Raw genomic sequence first — 15,380 nt, 5'->3', positions numbered from 1 at the left:
TTTTTGCCACAAATCGCGGGGATAATTTCCGTGGTGGACAACATGGTTCCATTTTTGTGTTCACCACCGGACCCTGATGGGAAAATACGCCCGTTTCGGCCCCGGATTGAGGGGCGAGACCGTATGTATGAGGGCAGGGCGGTTTTGTCCCATAAGGGATGGGATAATTTAGAGAAGTACTGGGGTCCGGGAGCGTGACTTCACGGGACCGGACCGGAACCTGCATGGAAAACAGGCGCTCCGGTATGATGAGATCCTGATACCTATATCTGGATTTTCCCCTCCATCTCTCCGTCGGAGAACGCTACCTCCGGGAGATGCAAGGAAGAGACGAACTCTCAATTTTCAAACAGGGCTCATTTTGGCAAATGGGGCTCATTTATGACGATTTCCCGAAATGGGTGTCAGACCCATAACCGGGAAAAGTGCGCAATTCCGGGAAAATGGATGTAAATTCATTTTGAATCGCCCGCAAAAGGCCCGGTTTTCGGAAATCACGACGAAGGTAAAATGTGCGCAATTAGGCTCAATTGGCTGGCCGATCGCCTCGGTTTTCATGGTACAGGCCTACCGATCGAAAAGAACCCCTGTTTTGTGGATCACGCTTACGTCGGAGTGGGGACAGTCCCTGTCGGAAAATGGCAGTGAAATTCAGGGCATCTGAAGATACAGATCCCTTCCCAGAGTAAGTGTGGGCTGCCTGTCAGGATCAATGAGGTCCGGTATTTTTTTCCGTGACCGGCTATAAAATAATTTTTAAAATTCCGGATTCAGGAAATATCCGGGAGATTTTTTCAAACCATGCCGGAAAAAATTCTGGAAGAAAATTGAACGCGAATTTTTTTCCGGGAATATTATTGCCGGTCCCCCGCACTGATCAGCTGCTCATCTACAACCGCAGGCACGAGCGGCGGCAGCACGCCCCACTCCACGGTCACGTCCCCCATGATCGCGAAGACCCCGCTCACTTCCTCCGGGTCTATCCGCTCAAGCACGGACCGGTCGTCCGGCCGGATCGCGTTGCAAGCCGCGGTCGCCCAGGCATCGGCAAGCGCAACATCATGGGAGAAGATCGTGACCGCATCCGCAATGCCAAACGAGATGGACGGGCCGACCGTTGCAGATGACGTGCAGATACCAAGGATTCTGTCCTGCGGCGGGACAATGAACGCGATCCGGTCCGAGAGAGCCGCTTCCCCGGCGTGAACCCCGACCCTGACCGGGCGATCGCAGAGCAGGGCGATATCCCCCCCGTTATCGATCACCCCGAACGATGCACCGGCCTCCTGCATAGCATCCACGCCAGCCCATGCGATGGCACCGGCCACTGCTGCCATCGGACCTACTCCCGCTTTCCGCGTGGCATCCGACATCCGGACAATGACGGGGTCATCGGAATCCGGCGTATAGGGATCGAACGTTGATGCAAAAAACGGGTCACGGGCGATGTATGCCTCCAGTTCCTGCCGGGCGGCGAGGATGCCGGCCTTTGCGGCCGCGACATGGGCCGGGTCATCCGCAAGGATCGTTGCGATCGTCTCGCGGAACCGGAACGGCGCACGGATCATAACGGGAGGGTCAGTGCACGGTGCGGGCAGGCATCGATGCACTTCCCGCAGAGGATGCACTTCTCTTCTGCAAGCTTCAGCTTCCAGTCCGTATCGAACGAGAAGACTTCCCGGGGGCAGACGCTGATGCAGGCCCCGCAGTCCACGCATTCGCTCTCGTTCAGGTTCACGCCGTGCTCGAGAATCCGCACTTCGGCCCCGAGACTGGTCATGGAATCCCGCACGAGCCGGCACTGGTCGTCGGGCACATCGATCAGCGCCTCGCCTTCGGATGAATCGATCACAGCGCGTTCCACGTTGATCAGGACACCGGTATCCCGCACTACCTGCGCGATGATCGGCTTACGCCCCCGTCCCCTCGAAAAATTGACAAGCAGTTTCATTTCAGCCACCTCCCCCCGAGAATCTTGCTTAAGTTCATCGCCGTGAGGAGAGCGATCACGTGCTGCTGCTGGTCCACGACCGGCAGGGCACTGATATTATGCTGCTCAAGTTTCTGGACTGCAATATCCACAGATTCGTCCGCGGTCGTTGTTACAACCTTCTTCTTCATGATATCCCGGACATGGTTCGCCTTGCCCGGGTTTGCCACCGCTTTCGAGACATCGAACGTAGTGACGATGCCTACCAGCACCCCCTTATCATTCACCACCGGGAGATGGTTGGTCTCTCCCTTAAGGAGTTTCTTTGCAGCGGTCTGGATCTCCTCGTTCTCGCCGATGGTAATCACGGACCGGTCCATGATGTCGAGGACGCGGGGGCCTTTTGCCGTCTGGTGCATGGGCCGTGCCATTTTCTGCGGGTCGATCGCCCGGGTCGGGAGCGCGAGCTGGATCTTACCGCGTTCCACCCATACTTTCAGTTCCTGCGCTACCCCGCGTGCCCTGCGGAAACTGGAAAGCGAGGAGGTCCGCACCTCCTCGCCGTTGAGCTCGACGACGCCGCTGCGGAGCTCCGCGTAGGTGACCTTCCGCATCGACGGGCGTGAACGGCTCGGGACACCGTAATCGAGGATATCGACCGTAATATCCTCATCCCGCACCGCAGTCGCCCTGACCACGTCGAGATCGAGCACCGGCAGCGGTACGCCAAGCCCGACGTACAGCGTAACCCCATAGCCCGACATAGTCGCAGCCCGGAGATAGTCCCGGGACATCTGCTTGAGATCCCCCGTGACCATCAGGGTCCCAAATCCCCCGGCCGGCGAGTGCTGGGTGCCTTCCCCTACCACCATGCCCGGCGCCCCGCAGAGGAAGATAGGGACACCGCTCCCGATGAGGCGGAGCTTCGGGTCATTGGAGATTGGGTTTAAGACCCCCGCACCGGAGAACGTGATGTTGGTGCATCCCGGCAGCAGGGTACCCATGTAGGTATTGAGCACCCGGTCGGTCGTGTTCGTTGCGGCATTGTACCGCTGGTATGCGTTTCGCGGGTTGCACATGATCGCCTGGTTGAGGTTCTCGAGCAGGAGATCGGTGGTGATCGTCCGGCGCGGGTAGCAGTCGGTGCCGCGGGAACTTGCACGCAGCTCCACGGCCTTTCCTGCCACGAGGTCTTCGATGACATGTGCCCCGCCATATTCCGCTTCGAGCGTATCGGACTGCTGGGTCGCCCCGATATACGTGTCGACAGCGGCAAGCCCGCCGTACGCCTCGACATTGTTCAGCCAGATACGTTCCATCCTGATCGGGGGCTCGGCATGCCCGAAATTCAGGAAGGCGCCCGACGAGCACATAGCGCCGAACGTCCCGGTCGTGACAACGTCCACTTCTTTAAGCGCCCCTTCCTCACCAAGCTCGGCAACGATCGCGGGCATCTCTTCGGCCGTAACAACCCGTGCACTCCCTCCACGGATGCGTTCATTGATCAGGTCGATGGACTTGTGCATGCCCGGATATTCCGTTTTCCGAATATTTAAGGCAATTGTTATCACCCCCGGTAATAAATGCTATTTAATGCCCGGCATCCATGATCCTGTATGCACGTGCGTGACTTCATCGGGGAGATGGAGCGGCTCGCCCCCCCCGATCTTGCCGAGGACTTTGATGCAGGACGGATCGGGCTTGTGGTTGAGGGCCGACCGGAGATCCAGGTGATCTGTTGTGCCCTTGATGCAACACCTGCAGTGGTGAAAGCCGCAGCGGACCTCAATGCCGACATGCTGGTCGTCCACCACACGCCCCTCTGGACTCCGGTCACCTCCCTGACCGGCCGGACCGCGTCCCTGATGAAGGAACTCCTCTCGGCCGGCATGAACCTCTATGTCATGCACACCAACTTCGACCGGGCGGACGAGGGCGTTAACGATGCCCTCGCCGAACTCCTCTCGCTCACGGATCGGCGGCCGCTGTCGCTCGGCCTGATCGGCACCTGCCCGCTGTCCCTTGAGGAGATCTCCCGGCGTCTTGGCGGGAACATCCGGGCCTGGGGAACGCCAGGCCCGGTCCGGCAGCTGGCGATCGTTGCCGGCAGCGGGTTCGATCCGGCGGTCATGGCCGAGGCGCAGGCACAGGGAGCCGATACCTTTCTCTCTGCCGAGCTGAAGCATTCGGTGGCCCGTTCGGCACCGCTGCCCTGCATCGAGGCTACGCATTATGCGCTGGAAGCCCCGGCCATGAAACGCCTCGCTGCCCGGGAAGGCTGGCACTACCTTGACGATCCCCCGGTCCTCTCCACCATCCCATGAGCGACATCTGGCAGCGTCTCGCGGAGAAGAAAGCCCTTGATCCGGCCCTCCGCGGGGAGATCGAATCGGAATTTGGCGCACGGGGCAGGAAGGCACTTGTGGCCATTGATGATGGGAAAATAAAAAAGTACCTCGACTTTTTTGTCGTAGCAGGCAGGACTGCGGATTATATCGTGGATGAGGATTTCTGCACCTGCAGCGACTTCATGTACCGGGGCCGGACCTGCTGGCACCTGCTCGCGACCCGGATCGCCCAGCTGACCGGGACGTTTGTGCCGGTCGACAGCTGGTACCAGGACCAGCTGAAGCCAGCCCGTTAACAAAACCCCGAATAGTAAAACCTGGATTAGCAAAACCTAGATTAGCCTTCATAATCAATTGTACTGACGATTGTGTGATTGTTCATGCTCGAAGAGGAATACCAGCTCGATTATTTCAAGACCCAGGGGATGACCCGCAAGGTCTGCAAGGCATGCGGTTCTGCCTTCTGGACCCGTGACAGTTCGCGCGAGGTCTGCGGGGATGCGCCCTGCGAACCCTACAACTTCATCGGCAACCCGATCTTCCGGCCCCATACCCTTGACAGCATGCGCGAGGCGTACCTCTCCTTTTTTGAGAAGCAGGGGCACACGCGGATAGAAAGGTACCCGGTCGTGGCCCGCTGGCGGGACGATATCTACCTCACCATCGCCTCCATCGCGGATTTCCAGCCGTTTGTCACGAGCGGCATTGTGCCACCGCCGGCCAACCCGCTGACCATCTCCCAGCCGTGCATCCGGCTCAATGATCTCGACTCGGTCGGAAAGTCCGGGCGGCACCTCACCACGTTCGAGATGATGGCACACCACGCCTTCAATACACCAAACGAGGAGATCTACTGGAAGGACCGGACCGTCGAGCTCTGCGACCAGTTCATCGCATCCATCGGCGGCGACATCAACCAGGTCACGTACAAGGAGAACCCGTGGATCGGTGGCGGGAATGCCGGTCCGAGTGTCGAGGTCCTGATTGGGGGCCTTGAAGTGGCCACCCTTGTCTTCATGAGCCTCGGTAGGCAGAAAACCGACGGGAAGGGCTACGATCTCAATGGTGAGATGTATTACCCGATGAAGCTCCGGATCGTCGATACCGGTTATGGCCTCGAACGCTTCGTCTGGGCCTCGAAGGGCTCGCCCACCATCTACGACGCGGTCTTCCCGGAGATGGTCAGCCACATGATGGGCCTTGCCGGGCTCTCCCACATGCTCGACAACAAGGAATATACGAAGATCCTGGCCCTCAATGCAAAGTTCGCCGGCCTAATGGACATCTCGGGCACCAACCTCTTCAACCTCCGCAAGAAAGTGGCAGCGGCGATCGATATCTCCCCCGAGAAACTCGACAAGATGATTACGCCCATCGAGAAGGTCTATGCAGTAGTCGATCATACCCGCTGCCTTGCCTACATGCTCGGGGACTGCATCGTCCCCTCCAATGTGCGCGAAGGTTATCTCGCACGGCTTGTCATCCGCAGGACCCTGCGGCTGATGACCGATCTCAGGATCGAGGAACCGCTGGCCGATCTGATCGAGCAGCAGACCCGGATCCTGGGCGATCGGAAGTTCGAGCAGGACATCGCAGTAGTCCGCGAGATCGCGGACCGCGAGACCGAGAAGTATGCCCAGACACTCGAACGCGGCACCCGGATCGTCCAGAAGGTGGCAAAGACCTACAAAGCAAAGAGCCAGCGCGTCCCCCTCGCCGAGATCATGACCCTCTACGACTCGCACGGCATCCAGCCGGAGATGGTCAGGGATATCGCCTCCAGGGAAGGCGCGGTCGTCGACCTGCCGGACAACTTCTACTCGATGGTTGCCGATTCGCACTCCGAGTCTAAGAAGGAAGTCGAGGTGGACAAGACCGCGAAGTACGCGGAACGTCTCCAGACTCTGCCGCCCACGAAGAAACTGTACTACGAACAGCCCACGGACATCGAGTTCGAGGCGGTCGTGCTGGACTTCTTCGATGAATTCGCGGTGCTCGACCAGACCCTCTTCTATCCCGAGGGCGGCGGCCAGCCTGCCGATACCGGTACGCTCGTCAGTGCCGAAGCAATGGTAAGGGTGGACGGCGTGGTAAAGGTGGGCGAGGTCGTCCTCCACCACATTACCGGCGGCATGCTTCAGCGCGGCGAACGGCTCAAGGGTATGGTTGACGAGGAACGGCGCTGGTCCCTGATGCGGCACCACACCGGCACCCACATCCTCCTTCACGCGGCAAAGGAAGTGCTGGGCGCCCACATCCACCAGGCCGGCGCGCAGAAGGGCAGCGAGAGTTCGCGGGTCGACATCCGCCACTTCAAGCACATCACCCAGGACGAACTCCACCGGATCGAGATCGCTGCCAACCGGATGATCATGGCGAGCCAGCCGGTCGAGATTTCGATCGAAGACCGGACCAAGGCGGAGCAGAAGTACGGTTTCTCCCTCTACCAGGGCGGCGTCCCGCCCGGCAGGGATATCCGCGTCGTCAAGGTGGCAGGCGATATCGAAGCCTGTGCCGGCACCCACTGCCGGACAACCGGGGAAGTCGGCGTTATCAAGATCATGCGGGTCGAGCATATCCAGGACGGCATCGAGCGGATAGAATTCGCTGCCGGCGTGGCCGCGATCTATTACATGCAGCACCTCGAGGGGATCGTGGCATCCTCTGCTGAAATCCTTTCGGTCCAGTACGATAACCTGCCCCCGACCGTAACCCGGTTTTTCACGGAATGGAAAGACCAGAAGAAGGAGATCGAGCGCATAAGTGCCCGGCTGGTCGAACTGGAGATGCGCTCCCTCGTACCCGAATCCCTGGGGGGTATTGACGTCGTAATCCGCAGGATCGATCTCCCCCAGAAGGATCTTTCTCTCCTTGCAACATCCATTGCAGAGAACGGCGGGGTGGCTCTTATCGCCGGGGCCGGTGATACGGCCCGGGTGGTCCTCGCATCCGGGGACTCCCGGGTCAATGCCGGCGAGATCATCGGGCAGGTCTGTGGCCTGCTTGGGGGCAAGGGCGGCGGCAAGCCGTCAATGGCCCAGGGTGGAGGTCCCGATGTCAACCAGCTGGACCTTGCACTGAAAGTAGGACGCGAACGGATCATCTCTGCACTTCATGACTGACGAAATCGTGGTAATGGAGCCCGGCGAAGAACGGGCGCAGAAGATTGCAAAAGCGATGGGCAGCCAGACGGCAAGTGATATCCTGAGGCTGCTGGCTGGGGGGGCAAAGAGCCTGACCGATATCACGGACACGCTCGCAGTCCCGATGAACACGGCAAAGTACCATGTTGAGAACCTGCTCGACGCCGGGCTTATCCTGGTCTCGGACACAAAATACAGCGTCAAGGGCAGGGAAGTGAAACTCTATTCCCTGACCAACCAGCTCCTGATCGTTGCCCCGCGGCAGGCGGATCTCCGCTCGCTGCTCCTGAAGTATACAGCCCTTTTCGGTATTGTTGCCGTTGCATCCCTGGCACTGTCTGCCATCCTGCCGCTGATGGCCACAGGGTCCATGAGCGGCGCCCCGGTCTCCGTCCCTGCCGCATTCGGCACCGGTGGCGCGGAGCGTAACGAAGTTAGTACAATGGCCATGAAAGTAAGCTCTGACACGTGGGCAATGTCATCGGCTACCGGGCCGGATCCCGCACTTGCATTTTTCCTTGGCGGGATCCTTGTGATCTTCATCCTGATCTGTTACGAGGCGTGGCTCTGGAAAAAGCGATACCGCTGAACCCCCGGGAACCATGTTCACAGGTTATTTGAATATTTGAAATCTTTTTTTATGTGGCCCTTTCGGGCAAAAAGCGAATAAAAAATATTAGGGTTTTTTACCGGTAATTTTGCGGGAAATTATTTCCTGCTCCTGCTCATTTTCATGACTGACAGGATGCCGGCACAGGCCAGTGCGCAGATCGTAACCAGGGAGGGGAGGGGTGACTGCGCTGTAGTGGTCGGCCATGGCGTGGGCAGGGTAGTGGCCGGGCGGGTCGTCCTCACTACCGCTGCCGTGCCGGTGGCTGCGGCAGTCGGGGCGGTTGTCGGTGCGACAACGGTGAAGACTTTCTCGCCGATAAATCCGTTCGAATCCGAGAAATCGACCTTGTAATCCCCACCGCTGTTGACATTGACCTGCTGGGTAAAAACCCCTGCGCCGGTCCTGAGGTCTGACTTGGTCTGGATCCACTGGGGGCCAAATATATCCCCGTCAGGACCGGAAACCTCGATCTGGACACCGTTGTTCCCGCCATCCTTGATATCCCCTTCAATCCTGAGTGCCTCACTAAGATCCTGCGACACAGGGGACGTGATATCAATATCGCCGGAACGATCAACGATCGTGATCAATTGGAGCGTGACCGAGCCTGACCGGAGCTGTGGTTCCTGGGGACCGTTAAACTGTATCTCGACCTTGTAAGTTCCCCCCGGTAAACCCGTAGTGTCGGTTACGAAATACTGGGTATTGTGGTTTGCCTGGATCGTAACCGGCTGGTCTTTGATCTCCGTTGCGGTGTACTGGGTCTGGTACAGGACAAGGTCGAACGTGCTCCCCGCAGGGAAATCGCTGTCAAGCGAGCACTTGATAGGTACTCCGGCCTGTACGCTCGAAGGACACGAGAGGTTGAGGCCGTATGCAGACGCAGTTCCCACGGTGCATACAAGGAGCAGGGCGATGAGCAGGATCCTTTTCATGACTACAGGGTCGAATGGCAGGAATAATAATGGTATCCCCTGATCCGGTTCCACAAGTCAGCGCCGGCCGGAACGTGAATATTCCCGGATACCCTATATCATGCCGATGAAGTTCTCCAGCATGCGGAGGCCGACAGCGCCGCTCTTCTCCGGGTGGAACTGGACGCCGTACGCGTTGCCGTTCCGTACCGCGGAGGCAAAGGGAGTTATGTACTGCGTGGATGTAAGCGTGTATTCCGGCAGGGTATCGGCGTAATAGGAATGGACGAAGTATACATATTCCTCTGGTCCGAGGCCGGCAAGGAGCGGGTTGTCCGGCTGTTCGATCGCAAGGGAATTCCAGCCCATGTGGGGAACCTTGAACCCGTGGACCCGGGGAAACCACGTAACCCTGCCCGGCACGAGGCCGAGCCCCCGGTGGAGCCCGTGCTCCTCGCTCGTTTCCATGAGCATCTGCATACCAAGGCAGATGCCAAGAAGCGGGACGTCCCGTGTCGATTCGATGATCAGGTCCTTGAGGGGCCCAAGCTGCTCCATACCCTCGTGGAATGCCCCGACACCGGGGAGGACGAGCCCGTCGGCGGCAGCGATCTCGTGCTCATCGCAGGTGATCGCAGCATGCGCTCCTGCCTTCTCAAGGCCCTTCATGACACTGCGGAGGTTGCCGAGGCCGTAATCAATAATGGCTATCTGCGTCATCACTGCTCCCTTCTTTGAGTCTCCACCTGCCCCCGGTAATCCATTCCGCGGGAAGCCCCTGCGACTCCTGCCAGCCGGCAAGACGCGCGGTCCAGTCCTTCCAGAGGTCCGGGTAATCATCTTCGATCATATGGATCAATGCCATATCGCTTGACGGGCACATGAAACAACCGATCCGATCCAGGTGGTGCATGTACAGGACGTTGGCAGGCGCCTTCTCCCGCATGATGTACATCCAGACATGGAGTGCGGTCCAGTTGTGGATAGGGGCAGCGGATAGCTGGATCCGGACATTCCTGTTGCGCCAGACCCGTTCGCTCTGGGCCCGGGCCGCGGACTCGTACCGCCGCTGGCCGATGAAGGAGAGGCATTCCCCCCAGCGTTCACGGATCAGGTTCGTGACCGGTGTCAGTTTGCAGACCTTGCAGCACCAGCGGGCATTCACTGCCGGCGGGCCCTGTTCGGCAAAGGTCTCCCAGAACGTGTTGATGCCGCTCGTCCTGAGCACTTCGAGGCCGTACTTCTCCGATACGATCTTTACATTTTCATAGGTCTCCGGGAATTCAAGGCCCGTGTCGGCAAAAAGCAGCGGGACAGGCCCGATCGCTTTGAGGACCACAAGAAGCATCGCAAGGCTGTCTTTTCCCCCGGAATAGGAGACGTTCGCAACGAGCCCCGGGTTCCTTCCGGTGACTGCCCTGACAAACGCGACCGCTTCCGATTCAGCTGTGTCAAGCACCTTTGCGTTTGCCCGCACGACATCGTCCCACGAGGCATTGCCGGGAGTCAGCTGCGAGGGAATATTCCGCCGGGTCCGTACCACGGAACCTTTCGCCATGGTGCGGGCGGCTGCTGCATCGACTTTTGCCCGTCCGACCCCGATACAGCTCCCGTCCTGTGCCAGGATGAATACCTCGTCCCCGGCCCTGACATGGTCTTCAACCGATACGAGCCCGGGGGCGAGCACGCTCATCCCCTGGTCGCGGATGAACGGGACTGCATCGTCGCTGACTACGACAAAACGCTTTTTCGGGGTAAAGAGCCGGCAGGCTTCCGGCCGCGGAACCGGTTCCCAGCGCCGGTCTCCGGGGAAATACCGGATGATCCCGGCAACACCGCCACCCACGATCACCTCTTCCATCCGGTCCTGGTCGGGCACCTTGTTGAGCAGGGCGATCTGGCCGTCCGGGATGAGCGGGGCGCCGAAGTGATCTTCATAAATACGGTTGATCAACTCAATATCTTCCGGAAATGCCGGGCGTGCATCCCCGGGCGGGGTAACAGGAACTTCACGGGTCTCTGCACCGCAGGCACAGGTCCGGGAGAGGACCGGTGCATGGCAGGCATCACACCAGCGGAGCAGGATTTTGCCAAGATAGGACGGGCGCATCTGGTGTATTTATTGGTACCGGGGGAATAAAAACAAGCGTTTCCGTCACCCGCATCGTGTATGCCCGCCGGAAATGGCGGGTCCGGGACAGGGACGGGCTCGTGCATGCCGGGACAGTATGGATAAATACGAATCTTCCCCATTATTACTGGATATATGATCGACACCTGGCTGCTGGCCACCCTCTGCCTCCTGCTCCTGACTGCCGGGGCACTCGTACGCGTGCTGTGGACAAAGACCCGGTATGATCGCTATGTTGCGGCCCTCGTGGCCGTCACTGCCGCCGGTGCAGCCGGCCTTTGCCTGAACATTGCCCTCGGGACCCTGCTGGTCCTGGACGTAACGGTGATCCTTGCGCTGGTCTGTTTCTCGGTAATCCTTGCGGCAGTCAGTTTCTCCTGGAGTGAAGGCGCATGATGCCGATCTTCTGGGATATTCTCATCTGGGTCTTCCTCGCGATCGGTGTAGGCTTTGGGGTGCTTGGGTTTTTTGGGCTTTTGATCTTCCCGGACATCCGCAGCCGTATGTTCACGGCCATACGTGCGATACTGATCAGTGTCAGTGCTATCGCTGTCGCAGTCATCATTTTTGGGATCCACGGGTTCCTGGTTACCGGCGGAAGCCAGTATGCGACCCTGATCATCCACACCCTCTTCTTCTACGGGGTGGTCGTTGTTGCGAATGTTTCCATAGCCCGGATTATTCTCGACCGGACGCGCCCTGAGTCATTCTGCCAGGCAAATCCTGAAACAAGTACTGAAACCGAACCGCGAAAAGAAGAATAACATCTCTCTTTTGGCCCGGTGTAATAATATCCCGGAATGTCCCGGGACGACAGATCCGGTTTTTTGTCTGGCCATTGGCGTGCAACCCAAAAAATGCAATCGTAAAAAAAAAGCAACTCCCGGAATTAATCCGGGGCAGCCTTGTCCTCTTCGGGTTCCATGAAACAAAGGATTGCTGTAATTCCCAGGATCACGACCGCCGGCATATAGAGGAAAAGCAGGTTCAGGGTACCTGCAACCGGGACCGAGAGAGTGATGAATACTGCTGACAGGAGCAGCATCCAGCCGGCGAACCGTGTCTCCTTGTTAGCGATAGCCGCTCCCATCAGCCCCAGGCTTGAGAAAAGTGCGGCCTGCACACCGGAGAGTGTCTGATCGCTGCCGGTGGCAGACAGGATAACGAAGATTGCAGTCAGTATTCCAAGGGTTGAACCGACAAGGCCCAGTATGAACTGCTTTTTCATAGGTTTACGGATGATGCGGCGGTGGATAAAGGTTATCGTATCATTCCGGGTGTGAACGATCAGATCCTTCACGTGCGGGCCGGAACTCGCATGCGGGCTCGCAAAACCCCGGGAAATGCGCGTTCTCTCCCGGAGATTACGACCCGTCCCGGATTGCAATTCCCACGAACTGGCGATGTTTTTTAAATTCGGGCCATATCTGAAGGATTGCGCATTTCGTGATGTAATACTTTGATAAACCGTTCCTGCATTGATAGTGGCCATTTGCATTGAAAAAAGTGGTGGTTATGTGCATTTCTGGGCCTCAAAATGACATTGCGACCAAAATATTTATTAATAGACAAATTAAGAGAAAATATAACCCTTTCCGGTAGGAGGTGGATACCAACATGGCAGCAGCAAAGAAGGCGGCGGCAAAGAAGCCGGAAGCAAAGAAGCCCGTAAAGAAGGCGGCAGCAGCAAAGAAGAAATAATCTTTGCACATAACACGAACACTATTTTTGAAAACAGTTTTGATCCATTCAGGAGTTTACCTTGTTCCAGGGTACCGGATTTCCGGGAAGGAACTATTGGAACAAGGCAGCTGTGCAGTTCATTTTCAAAGAACCTGGCGGGTCGGTCAGGACCAGCCCGGGACCGGGTTAAAAAACCGGAACCCCGGCATGCAGCAGGATGTTTCCAATCATCGGAAAATAACCGATACTAAAATGAGCCGCAGTTTATTCCCCCAGCGCCGGATAATCGGTATACCCTCTCTCTTCCCCGTCATAGAACGTGGCGACGTCCTCGCGGTTCAAGGGGGCATGCTGCCGGAACCTTTCGGGAAGATCCGGGTTGGCAAGGAACGGGACGCCAAACGAGATGAGGTCGGCGATACCTTCCTCGATTGCCGCAGAACCGGACTGCCCATCATATCCCCCGTTGAGCATGAGCGTACCGTCAAACTTCGCCCGGATGACAGAAGCCAGCCGGCTGCCGGCCGCCGGGACCGGCATCCTGCCCCCGAGAGACTCAACCAGGTGGACATACCCTATCCCGATCCTGCCCAGCCCCTCGACAAGGCAGGAGAATGTCTCCCGCGGGTCTGAATCTGCCATGCCATGGACCAGGAAATGCGGCGAGATCCGGTACCCGACCCGCTTTCCGCCAAAGACCCGGGCCACGGCATCGGCGACCTGAAGAGGGAGGCGTGCCCGGTTCTCCACCCTGCCCCCGTAGATGTCGGTCCTCTGGTTTGAACCGTCCCGCAGGAACTGGTCCAGCAGGTACCCGTTGGCCCCGTGAACCTCGACGCCGTCAAAACCCGCTGCCTTTGCATTCATCGCCCCGACCCGGAACTCGTCGATGATAATGGGGATCTCATCGGTCCCGAGGGCCCGGGGGACCGGGATCGCCTTCTTTGCACCAGAGGGAGTGTGGATCTCATCGCCAACGGGAAGAGCTGAAGGTGCGACCGGGAGTGCGCCGCCAAGGTAATCCGGGTGGGACATCCGGCCCACGTGCCAGAGCTGGAGAAAGATCTTCCCTCCGGCTTCGTGGACAGCCCCGGTCACGTCCTTCCACCCGGCGACCTGCTTCGGCGAGTGGATCCCGGGTGTCCGGTAAAAACCGACACCCATGGGGCTTACCTGGGATCCTTCGGTTATAATGAGTCCGGCAGATGCCCTCTGCCGGTAATACGTGACCGTTAACGGGCCGGGGACATTGCCGCTGATTGCACGGCACCGGGTCATAGGCGCCATTACCATGCGATTCGACAGCGTGAGATCGCCAAAAGTATACCCGGATAACAGGCTCATTATTTCAACAACTCCATCATCAGTTTGTATTCCATCCTGTTGTGTCGGGCATAGTTCCTTTCCCTGTTTACAAAAAATGAAAGGTTGTAAAGGGGATCCGGGAAACGGATCATGCGGGTGCCCGGGTTGCCCTGATCGGGCAGGATCTGCGTGACTTCCTGTGAGAAGGGGAGGGGGGTCGGATAGGTACATTTGCTGTACCCGGATCAGGGGAGATCCAGCAGGCCAGCGTTGTATTTTTCCGGTTATTAAAAAACTACCCAATTGCCATTGATAGATAAGGATGGCAAATTGAAAATTCGGAAAAAAACGAAAATTGTAAATGTTTATTGATTCGAAGAACAAATAATTTGAAATTATCTTATAAGTTGATCAGTATGGGATTCGAATTTATACAAGAGAATACCAATTCGATTTATCGTCCCATTCTTTTATTTCTTGTCTTAATTATAATTTTTACAGCGGGATGTACCAATAATTCAATTAACAACAAATCTTTACCTCAACTGAATTATGCCAGTCCAACTTCTACTCCGACCGACACTCCAACGTATATCCAAACAACGTTCATTCCAACTTTTGTAGCAACATCTACACCTGAATCTCAAAGAGACCAAAATATTGCAACAATCACGAAAATTGTCGAGGTATATCATCAAACCCACACGTATAATCTCCCTGATATGTATGCATGTGCTCAAATGTCAGAAGATGTCTGGGATCAGGTAGAAACCCAAAATATTAACGCAATTATCGAAATTGGTAGGGTCGATCAGGATATTAGTTCAGAACAACAGTCAAATCACGCTTGGGTATTAGCGGAAGTATCCCCAGGAGAATATATTGCAATGGAAACAACGGGAGGATATCTTGTATGTTCTGATCCTAGTATTTGTGCTGTTGATAATCCACTTTATTACAAAGGTTGGAGTTTCGATACCCCGAAAGACTTGCAGAATTATATGAATAATCCTTCAGGATGTCCTGCTGGATCTGTTCCCGGAAACGATAATCTATGCCACCAAGCTTGCAGTGCAACTACATATTGTACCGGTAACAGTGCCTGTGTCAATCAGCAATGTATCAGTTGTAATACAGGATATTATCTCGGAACAGATTTACGGTGTCACAGATTATAATGCAAATCGAAATCATCAATGCTTTTTTGAGATAAAATTCCTGAATTGCTATTTTAAAATCGCACAAAAGAAGACCGCAGCTCCCTAAACCCCAACCCAACAAAAGAAGTGCGCCGACCGGGACTCGAACCCGGG

General features: G+C 56.9%; 15 protein-coding genes. 7 read left to right on the top strand and 8 right to left on the bottom strand.

What is annotated here, in order from left to right:
• Nucleotides 1–854: 854 nt before the first annotated feature.
• The 3 genes from WBL42_RS07955 to WBL42_RS07945 are packed head-to-tail and all read right to left on the bottom strand — an operon-like array spanning nucleotide 855 to nucleotide 3,456.
• Nucleotides 855–1,568 (bottom strand): UPF0280 family protein, encoded by a 714-nt coding sequence (locus WBL42_RS07955; protein WP_424720746.1) that lies wholly within the window; start codon nucleotides 1,566–1,568, stop codon nucleotides 855–857.
• Nucleotides 1,565–1,951, bottom strand: a complete 387-nt coding sequence (locus tag WBL42_RS07950; RefSeq protein ID WP_424720745.1) for a 4Fe-4S binding protein — start codon at nucleotides 1,949–1,951, stop codon at nucleotides 1,565–1,567. The genes WBL42_RS07955 and WBL42_RS07950 overlap by 4 nt, the downstream gene beginning before the upstream one ends.
• The gene (locus tag WBL42_RS07945; RefSeq protein ID WP_424720744.1) at nucleotides 1,948–3,456 is read right to left on the bottom strand and encodes a homocysteine biosynthesis protein; all 1,509 of its coding nucleotides are present in this window, start codon (nucleotides 3,454–3,456) and stop codon (nucleotides 1,948–1,950) included. Before WBL42_RS07945 ends, WBL42_RS07950 begins: the two co-directional genes overlap by 4 nt.
• Nucleotides 3,457–3,546: 90 nt before the next feature.
• Between WBL42_RS07945 and WBL42_RS07940 the strand changes: the two genes are divergently transcribed.
• From WBL42_RS07940 to WBL42_RS07925, 4 genes are all read left to right on the top strand, one after another.
• A complete protein-coding gene (locus WBL42_RS07940) occupies nucleotides 3,547–4,254 on the top strand; it encodes a Nif3-like dinuclear metal center hexameric protein (protein WP_424720743.1) in 708 nt (235 codons plus the stop codon).
• Complete coding sequence (locus tag WBL42_RS07935; protein WP_424720742.1) at nucleotides 4,251–4,574, top strand: SWIM zinc finger family protein; 324 nt, start codon at nucleotides 4,251–4,253, stop codon at nucleotides 4,572–4,574. The genes WBL42_RS07940 and WBL42_RS07935 overlap by 4 nt, the downstream gene beginning before the upstream one ends.
• 84 nt (nucleotides 4,575–4,658) lie before the next feature.
• Nucleotides 4,659–7,400, top strand: coding sequence for an alanine--tRNA ligase (alaS, locus tag WBL42_RS07930; RefSeq protein WP_424720741.1), 2,742 nt, complete (start codon nucleotides 4,659–4,661; stop codon nucleotides 7,398–7,400).
• Nucleotides 7,393–8,010 carry an ArsR/SmtB family transcription factor gene (locus tag WBL42_RS07925; RefSeq protein WP_424720740.1) on the top strand — a complete coding sequence of 206 codons (618 nt, stop codon included), beginning with the start codon at nucleotides 7,393–7,395 and terminating at the stop codon, nucleotides 8,008–8,010. The genes alaS and WBL42_RS07925 overlap by 8 nt, the downstream gene beginning before the upstream one ends.
• 119 nt (nucleotides 8,011–8,129) lie before the next feature.
• On the opposite strand, the gene WBL42_RS07920 is transcribed toward WBL42_RS07925, so the two are convergent.
• From WBL42_RS07920 to WBL42_RS07910, 3 genes are all read right to left on the bottom strand, one after another.
• Entirely contained in the window at nucleotides 8,130–8,969 is an 840-nt protein-coding gene (locus WBL42_RS07920) for a hypothetical protein (RefSeq protein WP_424720739.1), read from the bottom strand.
• A gap of 93 nt (nucleotides 8,970–9,062) precedes the next feature.
• Nucleotides 9,063–9,668, bottom strand: a complete 606-nt coding sequence (gene hisH, locus WBL42_RS07915) for an imidazole glycerol phosphate synthase subunit HisH (protein WP_424720738.1) — start codon at nucleotides 9,666–9,668, stop codon at nucleotides 9,063–9,065.
• On the bottom strand, nucleotides 9,646–11,058 hold the full coding sequence (locus WBL42_RS07910; RefSeq protein WP_424720737.1) for a phosphoadenosine phosphosulfate reductase family protein: 1,413 nt from the start codon (nucleotides 11,056–11,058) through the stop codon (nucleotides 9,646–9,648). Before WBL42_RS07910 ends, hisH begins: the two co-directional genes overlap by 23 nt.
• Nucleotides 11,059–11,214: 156 nt before the next feature.
• On the opposite strand from WBL42_RS07910, the gene WBL42_RS07905 reads away from it, so the two are divergent.
• Both WBL42_RS07905 and WBL42_RS07900 read left to right on the top strand, forming a co-directional pair.
• Complete coding sequence (locus WBL42_RS07905) at nucleotides 11,215–11,475, top strand: hypothetical protein (protein WP_424720736.1); 261 nt, start codon at nucleotides 11,215–11,217, stop codon at nucleotides 11,473–11,475.
• The gene (locus tag WBL42_RS07900; RefSeq protein WP_424720735.1) at nucleotides 11,472–11,843 is read left to right on the top strand and encodes a hypothetical protein; all 372 of its coding nucleotides are present in this window, start codon (nucleotides 11,472–11,474) and stop codon (nucleotides 11,841–11,843) included. The genes WBL42_RS07905 and WBL42_RS07900 overlap by 4 nt, the downstream gene beginning before the upstream one ends.
• A gap of 125 nt (nucleotides 11,844–11,968) precedes the next feature.
• Here the strand turns inward: WBL42_RS07900 and WBL42_RS07895 are convergent, their stop codons facing one another.
• Both WBL42_RS07895 and WBL42_RS07890 read right to left on the bottom strand, forming a co-directional pair.
• The gene (locus tag WBL42_RS07895; protein ID WP_424720734.1) at nucleotides 11,969–12,307 is read right to left on the bottom strand and encodes a hypothetical protein; all 339 of its coding nucleotides are present in this window, start codon (nucleotides 12,305–12,307) and stop codon (nucleotides 11,969–11,971) included.
• Between the two features lie 719 nt (nucleotides 12,308–13,026).
• Entirely contained in the window at nucleotides 13,027–14,106 is a 1,080-nt protein-coding gene (locus WBL42_RS07890; RefSeq protein ID WP_424720733.1) for an alkene reductase, read from the bottom strand.
• 377 nt (nucleotides 14,107–14,483) lie between these two features.
• On the opposite strand from WBL42_RS07890, the gene WBL42_RS07885 reads away from it, so the two are divergent.
• Entirely contained in the window at nucleotides 14,484–15,245 is a 762-nt protein-coding gene (locus WBL42_RS07885) for a hypothetical protein (protein ID WP_424720732.1), read from the top strand.
• Nucleotides 15,246–15,380 lie beyond the last annotated feature (135 nt).

Origin of the sequence: Methanoregula sp., from assembly GCF_049686655.1 — an archaeon.
GTDB lineage: Archaea > Halobacteriota > Methanomicrobia > Methanomicrobiales > Methanospirillaceae > Methanoregula.
This window is presented reverse-complemented; position numbering and strand designations above follow the sequence as displayed.

Excerpts from the sequence above, each read along its gene's own strand:
- WBL42_RS07955 (WP_424720746.1), bottom strand. The coding sequence starts at position 1,568 with ATGATCCGTGCGCCGTTCCGGTTCCGCGAGACGATCGCAACGATCCTT.
- WBL42_RS07950 (WP_424720745.1), bottom strand. The coding sequence starts at position 1,951 with ATGAAACTGCTTGTCAATTTTTCGAGGGGACGGGGGCGTAAGCCGATC.
- WBL42_RS07945 (WP_424720744.1), bottom strand. The coding sequence starts at position 3,456 with ATGCACAAGTCCATCGACCTGATCAATGAACGCATCCGTGGAGGGAGT.
- WBL42_RS07940 (WP_424720743.1), top strand. The coding sequence starts at position 3,547 with ATGCACGTGCGTGACTTCATCGGGGAGATGGAGCGGCTCGCCCCCCCC.
- WBL42_RS07935 (WP_424720742.1), top strand. The coding sequence starts at position 4,251 with ATGAGCGACATCTGGCAGCGTCTCGCGGAGAAGAAAGCCCTTGATCCG.
- alaS (WP_424720741.1), top strand. The coding sequence starts at position 4,659 with ATGCTCGAAGAGGAATACCAGCTCGATTATTTCAAGACCCAGGGGATG.
- WBL42_RS07925 (WP_424720740.1), top strand. The coding sequence starts at position 7,393 with ATGACTGACGAAATCGTGGTAATGGAGCCCGGCGAAGAACGGGCGCAG.
- WBL42_RS07920 (WP_424720739.1), bottom strand. The coding sequence starts at position 8,969 with ATGAAAAGGATCCTGCTCATCGCCCTGCTCCTTGTATGCACCGTGGGA.
- hisH (WP_424720738.1), bottom strand. The coding sequence starts at position 9,668 with ATGACGCAGATAGCCATTATTGATTACGGCCTCGGCAACCTCCGCAGT.
- WBL42_RS07910 (WP_424720737.1), bottom strand. The coding sequence starts at position 11,058 with ATGCGCCCGTCCTATCTTGGCAAAATCCTGCTCCGCTGGTGTGATGCC.
- WBL42_RS07905 (WP_424720736.1), top strand. The coding sequence starts at position 11,215 with ATGATCGACACCTGGCTGCTGGCCACCCTCTGCCTCCTGCTCCTGACT.
- WBL42_RS07900 (WP_424720735.1), top strand. The coding sequence starts at position 11,472 with ATGATGCCGATCTTCTGGGATATTCTCATCTGGGTCTTCCTCGCGATC.
- WBL42_RS07895 (WP_424720734.1), bottom strand. The coding sequence starts at position 12,307 with ATGAAAAAGCAGTTCATACTGGGCCTTGTCGGTTCAACCCTTGGAATA.
- WBL42_RS07890 (WP_424720733.1), bottom strand. The coding sequence starts at position 14,106 with ATGAGCCTGTTATCCGGGTATACTTTTGGCGATCTCACGCTGTCGAAT.
- WBL42_RS07885 (WP_424720732.1), top strand. The coding sequence starts at position 14,484 with ATGGGATTCGAATTTATACAAGAGAATACCAATTCGATTTATCGTCCC.